Annotated in this window: 7 protein-coding genes; 2 read left to right on the forward strand and 5 right to left on the reverse strand. The window is 49.7% G+C overall.

The window, feature by feature from the left end; genetic code table 11:
* Positions 1-996: chorismate synthase (gene aroC / locus ACRC27_RS00035; RefSeq protein WP_438638745.1), on the reverse strand; the 996-nt coding region annotated here is incomplete at its 3' end.
* Positions 997-1,249: 253 nt separating this feature from the next.
* Positions 1,250-2,182 carry a 50S ribosomal protein L3 N(5)-glutamine methyltransferase gene (gene prmB, locus ACRC27_RS00040; RefSeq protein WP_438621611.1) on the reverse strand — a complete coding sequence of 311 codons (933 nt, stop codon included), beginning with the start codon at positions 2,180-2,182 and terminating at the stop codon, positions 1,250-1,252.
* A gap of 76 nt (positions 2,183-2,258) precedes the next feature.
* On the opposite strand from prmB, the gene smrB reads away from it, so the two are divergent.
* Positions 2,259-2,783, forward strand: a complete 525-nt coding sequence (gene smrB / locus ACRC27_RS00045; RefSeq protein WP_438621610.1) for an endonuclease SmrB — start codon at positions 2,259-2,261, stop codon at positions 2,781-2,783.
* Between the two features lie 115 nt (positions 2,784-2,898).
* Here smrB and sixA read toward each other — a convergent pair whose 3' ends face one another.
* Positions 2,899-3,396, reverse strand: coding sequence for a phosphohistidine phosphatase SixA (gene sixA / locus ACRC27_RS00050; protein WP_438621609.1), 498 nt, complete (start codon positions 3,394-3,396; stop codon positions 2,899-2,901).
* A 575-nt stretch (positions 3,397-3,971) separates the two neighbouring features.
* Here sixA and ACRC27_RS00055 point away from each other — a divergent pair.
* The gene (locus tag ACRC27_RS00055) at positions 3,972-6,800 is read left to right on the forward strand and encodes an insulinase family protein (RefSeq protein ID WP_438638746.1); all 2,829 of its coding nucleotides are present in this window, start codon (positions 3,972-3,974) and stop codon (positions 6,798-6,800) included.
* A gap of 58 nt (positions 6,801-6,858) precedes the next feature.
* Here the strand turns inward: ACRC27_RS00055 and ACRC27_RS00060 are convergent, their stop codons facing one another.
* Both ACRC27_RS00060 and ACRC27_RS00065 read right to left on the reverse strand, forming a co-directional pair.
* Complete coding sequence (locus tag ACRC27_RS00060) at positions 6,859-7,326, reverse strand: YaiI/YqxD family protein (protein WP_438630867.1); 468 nt, start codon at positions 7,324-7,326, stop codon at positions 6,859-6,861.
* A gap of 142 nt (positions 7,327-7,468) precedes the next feature.
* A partial coding sequence (locus ACRC27_RS00065) for a 3-hydroxyacyl-CoA dehydrogenase family protein (RefSeq protein ID WP_438638747.1) occupies positions 7,469-8,010 on the reverse strand: 542 nt, incomplete at its 5' end.

Consider the following 8,010-nt stretch of genomic DNA (forward strand, 5'->3'; position numbering starts at 1 on the left):
GGCAATCGGCACAGCACGCAGGCCGACACAAGGGTCGTGCCGTCCTTTAGTCACCACCTCAATCGCCTCGCCTTGGGTGTTGATCGAGCGTCCCGCAATTGTAATGCTTGAGGTTGGCTTTAGCGCTAAATGTGCCACAATCGGCTGGCCGCTGCTGATCCCGCCCAAAATACCGCCCGCATGGTTGCTTAAAAAACCCTGCGGGGTGATCTCATCGCGGTGCTCACTGCCACGCTGATTGACCACGGCAAAACCATCGCCAATCTCGACCCCTTTCACCGCATTAATGCTCATCAGTGCGTGGGCTAAATCGGCATCTAAGCGATCAAAAACTGGTTCACCCAAGCCAAGCGGCACGTGCTCGGCAATCACCGTCACTTTTGCGCCGACCGAGTCGCCCTCTTTTTTCAGATCACGGATCAGCGCATCTAGAGCCTCTAATTTTGTGGGATCAGGGCAAAAGAAGGGGTTTTGCTCAACTTGTTGCCAGTCAACCAGATCAAGTGCAATATCCCCCATTTGGGATAAATAACCGCGCACCTGTACACCAAACTGTTGTTGCAGATATTTCTTGGCAATTGCCCCCGCAGCAACACGCATCGCGGTTTCACGGGCAGAGGAGCGTCCGCCGCCGCGGTAATCACGCAGGCCGTATTTTTGGTGATAGGTGTAATCGGCATGGCCGGGGCGGAACTGATCTTTAATCGCCGAATAATCTTGTGAGCGCTGATCGGTATTTTCGATTAACAGCCCAATGCTGGTGCCGGTGGTTTTTCCCTCAAATACACCTGAGAGAATTTTTACCGCATCCGGTTCACGGCGCTGTGTGGTATAGCGTGATGTTCCGGGACGACGGCGATCCAGATCATGCTGTAAATCAGCCTCGGTCAGGCTGATATTCGGCGGCACGCCATCTACAATGCATCCTAATGCGATACCGTGTGATTCACCGAAGGTCGTCACCCGAAAAAGTTGTCCGATACTGTTCCCTGCCATCAGTCCATCCGTTTTATATTCATCGTTATTATTGGGGGTTTTGCGCTGTTTTTATGTTTTACGCTTTATGTTTTGCGTTTTTACCTTCCCTGATAATGCGCAATAAAAACGGGCAGCTCAAGGCTGCCCGTTCGGAATTTGCACATTTTCTGCCAGATTACGCTAAAAATGGCGGCTCATCGCCCAAACCACGCGGTTTTACACGTGATAAACCGTGGCAAATGAGCCCGCATTAATCAATCACGGTAAATAATCAATCGCGGTAAATCGAAAAATGGTGGTAGTGATCAACAATCTGCTGACGGGTCAGCATAAAGACACCCAAGCCACCGTGTTCGAACTCCAGCCACGTGAATGGCACATCAGGATACTGCGCTTCTAAATGGATCATGCTGTTGCCCACTTCGCAGATCAGTACGCCGTCATCACTCAGATAATCCGGTGCACAGGCTAAAATGCGCTTGGTCAGTTTCAACCCATCACGGCCTGATGCCAGACCAATCTCTGGCTCATGGCGATATTCATCAGGCATATCGGCAATATCTTCGGCATCAACATACGGTGGGTTGGTGACGATCAGGTCATATTTATCCTGCGGCAGATCGCGGAAAACATCAGAGCGAATCGGGGTAACTTGCTGCTCTAAGCCGTGTTCGTAGATATTGTGTTCAGCAACAGACAGTGCATCTGGTGAAATGTCTACAGCATCAACCTCTGCATCAGGAAATTGTGCGGCACAAGCAATGGCGATACAGCCGCTTCCGGTGCACATATCCAAAATACGCTTTGGTTCACGCGGTAATAAGCCAGCAAAATGGTTTTGGATCAACTCACCAATCGGTGAACGTGGCACTAATACCCGCTCATCCACATAGAATTCCATGCCACAAAACCAAGCACTGTTGGTGATATACGCTACCGGTACGCGCTCATTAATCCGACGCACAACACGTTCGATAACGCGGTGACGCTCACTGGGGATAAGGCGGCAGTTACGCATCTCTTGCGGTAAATCCAGCGGCAGATAGAGGGTTGGCAGCACTAATGACAGGGCTTCATCCCACGGATTATCTGTACCGTGACCATAATAAATACCGGCAGCATTGAAGCGGCTGACTGTCCAGCGCAGCATATCTTGTACGGTATGCAGCTCATTGACGGCTTCATCAATAAAAATCTTATCCACGTGTAAAACCTCGCAACGTGATAATCTCGTGGTAGTTTCACTATATAATTAATGACTGATACTGACCCGATATCACATGAAGAAAAAAAATACGTTGTCCGAAGACGATTGCACCTTGTTTAAGGAAGCCATACAAGGGGCGAAAAAGATAGTGCAGGATACCATAATCCCGCCACGCATTCAGCGTCCTGAACGTGCGCAAATCCGCCTTCGTCAGGAGCAAAAAGATGCCAGCTTCTACTTTTCTGACGAATTTCAGCCACTGATTGAGCACGACGGGCCAGTCCGCTATGTCAGAGCGGATGTCAGCCATTATGAGCTCAAGCAGTTACGGCGCGGTGATTTTACACCCGAGCTGTTTCTTGATCTGCATGGATTAACGCAAGAAGAGGCAAAAAAAGAGCTAGGCGCGCTGCTGGCAGCCTGTCGGCGCGAACATGTTTCCTGTGCCTGTGTGATGCACGGCTATGGCCGCCATGTGTTAAAGCGGCAATCACCGTTGTGGTTGGCACAGCATCCGGAAGTGAGAGCGTTTTATCAAGCCCCTAAAGAGTGGGGCGGTGATGCGGCGCTGTTGGTATTGCTAGATGTGGTGGAGTAACCGCACGCTAAACTTACAATTACAAAATGGTACGTGCCGGTGACTCCGTGATGTTGAGCCTGAACTATCAATAAAAGCCGGCAATAAAAGCCGACTGGCTACAAAAACTGGCTTACTACAAAAGCTGGTTTGGCTGTATCAGGCGTAGCAGTTTTCCCTGACCTGTGCTGGCATCAATGTGCAGATGTGCCAGCCCAGAGGTCGCGAACATCGGCGGAACTTCGCCGGTACACAGATCAGCCACCAGATAGCCCACCAGCGGCAGGTGTGACACTACTAGCACACTGCTTAGGCCGCTGGCTGCCAGTGCGGTCAGGTAATCGGCTACCGGCCGAGGGTTACAATCGGGTGTCAGGGCATCCCAGATCTCTGTTTCTTTAATCGCCGGTAGCAGCGGCTTTACCACATCAAAGGTTTGCTGGGCGCGGAGATAGGGGCTAACAAGCGCACGCGCAATACCTGCGGTATCCGCCTCGGTTATCTTGCTATATTGTGCGGCCAGCCATGTTGCAACCAGTTGGGACTCTTCACGTCCGCGCGGTGTCAGTGCACGCTGGGCGTCGGTAGCGGCCTGATGACCGGCTTCACCGTGTCGCATAATAAATACTTGCATAATAACGGTAATCTTCTGTTTTAATCGGTTTATCCGAAGGCAAACTCATTCGCCGGAAAAAAGCGAACCGCAATATTTTGATTACTGCATTGAGATGATGCACGGCATGCCGCAACAGAATAAGCAGTAAGGCAAATCTGTTACGCGATCATGAATCGTTAAGCCTAAAAATGATATTGTGCCTGAATATGTCTAAGAACTAAACGCCTGACCCAATGAACGTGATACTTACCGCATGTTGCGCAATAGGGTTTTCAACTTATTTTTAGCCCCACAATACCTGATAAGCCCTGTGTTTTAGCCACTTAGCGTCAGTAAACTGGCTCATAAACCTTGGCCACATCTTTGTAATACGGGTGGTAATATTGATAGGTTATCTCCCCAATATTGCACCAAGCCTCTGATAAAAAGCACAGAAAGAAAATTGCACACTGTCTGCTCACGCACCATAATGTGAACACGCTGTATACAAAAATACACATGATAATCGTCTGTACAGCGCTGCCCTCGCATGATTTTACGCGTGTTGCCAACACCTCTTATTTTTATTTACTTTGACTGACCGAGGCACTGCCGTGCACCAAAGCCCCAACGATCATAAACAATATCGCGCTCTGATTTTATCCAACAAACTACGGGTATTGCTGATTCATGATGCATCTACTGCACGTGCAGCGGCGGCATTGTCAGTACAAACGGGGCACTTTGATGATCCACAAGATCGTCAAGGTATGGCGCACTTCCTTGAGCACATGCTTTTTTTAGGGACAGAAGCCTATCCGCACGCGGGCGATTTTCAGCAGTTTATCAACCGTCACGGCGGCAGCAACAATGCATGGACAGGCACTGAACATACCAGCTATTTCTTTGATATCTCGGCAGATTTTTTTACCGAAGGGCTCGATCGCTTTGCTCAATTTTTTACTGCCCCACTGTTTCATCCAGAATTGGTGGATAAAGAGCGGCAGGCTATTGATGCAGAATACAAATTAAAGATTAATGATGACGTGCGCCGTTTGTATCAGGTGCATAAAGAGACGGTAAATCCGGCGCATCCGTTTGCTAAATTTTCGGTCGGTTCGGAAGAGACACTGGCCGACCGTGAAAAACGCACGGTACGTGATGATTTGCTGGCTTTCTACCACACCCACTATCAGGCATCACGCATGTGTCTTGCGGTGATAGGGCCTCAGAGTTTAGCGCAACTGCAAACGTGGGTTGAAACCTACTTTTCGGCAATTCCAGACTCCACGGCTATTTCAGCGCTCACCGCTCAGTCTGAGCCGCGTCTTTATCCACCAGAGGCTGCATTACCGCCGCTGTACCGGCCCGAAGATCTGCAAACCCTGATTCAGATTGAACCTAAAAAAGAGATGCGCAAGCTGACGCTGACCTTTCCTCTGCCCAATGTAGATGCTTTGTATCCCCAAAAACCGCTCTCATTTATTGCTCACTTACTGGGTTATGAGGGGCAAGGCAGCCTATTATCTTGGTTAAAACAGCAGGGTTGGGTGAATACGCTATCAGCCGGCGGCGGGATCAGTGGCGCAAATTTTAAAGATTTCACGGTCAGCGTACTGCTTACGCCTCAAGGGGTTGATCAGGTTCAGGCCATTATCGGCGCAATATTTTCGTATTTATCTCTGATAGCGCAACAGGGTTTGCACGCGTGGCGCTATGCCGAAAAACGCACGGTACTCGATGCAGCGTTTCACTTTCAAGAGCCGTGCAAACCGATTGATCTGGTCAGCCATTTGGTCATGAATATGTTTATCTATTCCGCCGAAGATCTGATTTGTGGTGATTATATGATGCGACAATTCGATGCCGAACAGATTAATCATTTTCTTGATCTGATGCAGCCAACCCGCTGCCGCGTAACGCTAATTGCACCGGAAGTCAGCACCGATAAACAGGCTCAGTGGTATTTTACCCCCTATTCGGTTACACCGCTGCCACCGGAATGGGTTGCCCAATGGCAATGCTTGCGCGATCAGGCCGCGCATAACAGTGCGCTTTATCTGCCTGAACCTAACCCCTATCTTATCGAGCATTTGCAACCGCAAACACTGGAAAATACCACTGCGCACCCACAACTGCTGAGTGACAGTAGTGGTTTTCGCTTATGGCACTGCCAAGAGCCAGAGTTTCATCTCCCTAAAGGGCATCTGTATATCGCTATAGATAGCCTGAATGCGGTCAGCTCTGCACGCCATGTGGCATTGACCCGTTTGTGTGTTGAAATGCTAATAGATTCACTGACCGAAGAGACCTACCCCGCAGAGCTAGCCGGTATCGGCTACAATATTTATGCTCATCAGGGGGGCGTTACACTGCATCTTTCCGGTTTCAGTGCCAAACAGCCGCTGTTGCTGGCCACCATTTTGCACCGATTCACCCACCGAGAGTTCACGCAGGCACGCTTTGATACGATTCGTGAACAACTGCTGCGAAACTGGCGTAATGTGGCTGAAGATAAACCGATTTCACAGCTGTTTAATCAACTGACCGGTTTACTGCAACCGAATAATCCACCGTATGAGAAACTGCTGCCAGCACTTGAAACGGTGACACTCAGTGAACTGCCTGCCTTTGTTGAGCAGATGTTTTCACAAGTACACATCGAAATGCTGGTCTACGGTGACTGGCCAGCAGAGCAAGCTAAAGCGCTGGGAAAACAACTGACTGATGCCCTGCTAACCGACAACAATTCGGGAGCAGAAACGTTGCGCCAACTGGTCAGTATTCAAGGGCGGAGCACTTTGATGCGCCAATATGACTGTCCGCACCAAGACTCGGCGCTACTGGTCTATTATCAGGCCGCTCACTGTGCACCCAAAGATATTATGCTGTCGATTTTTGCTAACCACTTAATGTCAGCAACCTTCTTCCATGAACTGCGCACACGCCAACAGCTCGGTTATATGCTGGGATCAGGCAACCTGCCGCTCAATCGTTTTCCGGGGCTGATTTTTTATGTGCAGTCACCGGTGGCTGGGCCTACACATCTGCTTGAATCCATTGATGAGTTTATTAATGAGTTTCCGCTCGTGCTGCTTGAGCTGAGTGAAGCCCAGTGGCAGGCAAGCAAAAACGGGCTGCTGGCACAAATTACTGAACCCGATACCAATTTGCGAACCCGTGCACAACGGGCATGGGTCAGTATCGGGAATAAAGATTGGGCTTTTGATCAGCGCCAGCGTATTGCAGAAGAGCTAACTCAGGTACGGCGAGCTGATGTGATCCGTTTTATTATCGAGATGCTACGCCCGCGCACGGCAGATCGGTTGATCTTATGCAGCCACGGTGAGGCGCACCTGAATCAGGAGCGGCTGAACATCGGGCATTGGATTACCGATCCACAGGCATTTTTACTGGCCAGCCAAAAACTGCATCTGGCGTAAATGTAGTGTCGTTAACATTATATCTCTGATGCAAAGAGCGAATACGCGGCGCGTGAACTTATCGCGCCGCTTTCTGGCTACGCTGAAATGCCAATAGCCAGCGATCTAGCTCATTAGCAAATGCTTGCCGATCACGCTGATTAAGTGCCGCAGGGCCACCAGTCTGGATACCGCTAGAGCGCAGGGTATCCATAAAATCGCGCATATTCAGGCGCTGCCGGATATTCTCCGTGGTATACCGCTCACCACGCGGGTTCAGGGCGATACCTTTTTTATCAATCACTTCTGATGCTAGCGGAATATCCGCCGTGATCACCAAATCACCCTCTTCTACACGGCGGACAATTTCGTTATCAGCCACATCAAACCCAGCACTTACCTGTACCGCTTGGACAAATTTAGAGGGGGGAATGCCAAGAGGCTGGTTGGCCACCAACGTTACCTGTACCCCGACCCTGTCAGCGGCACGAAATAAGATCTCTTTAATCACTTTCGGACAGGCATCCGCATCAACCCAAATTTGCATAATAGCGTTCACTCAATCAGTTTATGTTTTTTCGTTGGTATACCGCGCAGAATAACATACCGCCAAGCGCGAGTGTTGAACGCATAAAAAAACCAGCCTGACGGCTGGTTAAGAGGAGTGATTACATAAGGAGGTTATATTGTTATTGTGGATAGAATTTCGCATTAGTTTCAGCACGTTGCAATAGCGCATTACAAGGTTCAAAACGTTGACCAAAGCGCTTCGCATGTTCCTGAAGTTGCTGCACCAATTGCGCAGCTCCGATGCGATCCATGTAACGGAATGGCCCACCTAAAAATGGTGGAAAACCGATACCAAAAATAGCGCCAATATCACCATCGCGCGGAGTGCGGATAATCCCCTCATCCAAGCAGCGTGCCGCTTCATTGAGCATCATCAACACACAACGATCGGCCAGAGCCTGCGGATCAAGTGATGAGTTGGGTTGAACCCCCAGCACTTTATAAACATTGTTATCCGGCTCTTTTTTCTCTTGTCCTTTTAGGCGATACAGCTTCTTTTTGCTGTTATACAGATAGAACCCGCGGCCATTTTTACGCCCTTTGCGATCATCACCCAGCAAGGCAGCGAACGCCTCTGGTGCGGCAAAACGCTCGCCTAACTCCCGCTCAAGAATCGGGGCTATTTTAGCGCCCACATCAATGCCAACCTCATCAAGCAGCG

The sequence above is a fragment of the Plesiomonas sp. genome, from assembly GCF_051650925.1.
Taxonomy (GTDB): Bacteria; Pseudomonadota; Gammaproteobacteria; order Enterobacterales; family CAMTGL01; genus Plesiomonas.

What these genes read in the sequence shown, in the direction of transcription:
- ACRC27_RS00060 (WP_438630867.1), bottom strand. Translation starts at nt 7,326, where the DNA reads ATGCAAATTTGGGTTGATGCGGATGCCTGTCCGAAAGTGATTAAAGAG.
- sixA (WP_438621609.1), bottom strand. Translation starts at nt 3,396, where the DNA reads ATGCAAGTATTTATTATGCGACACGGTGAAGCCGGTCATCAGGCCGCT.
- smrB (WP_438621610.1), top strand. Translation starts at nt 2,259, where the DNA reads ATGAAGAAAAAAAATACGTTGTCCGAAGACGATTGCACCTTGTTTAAG.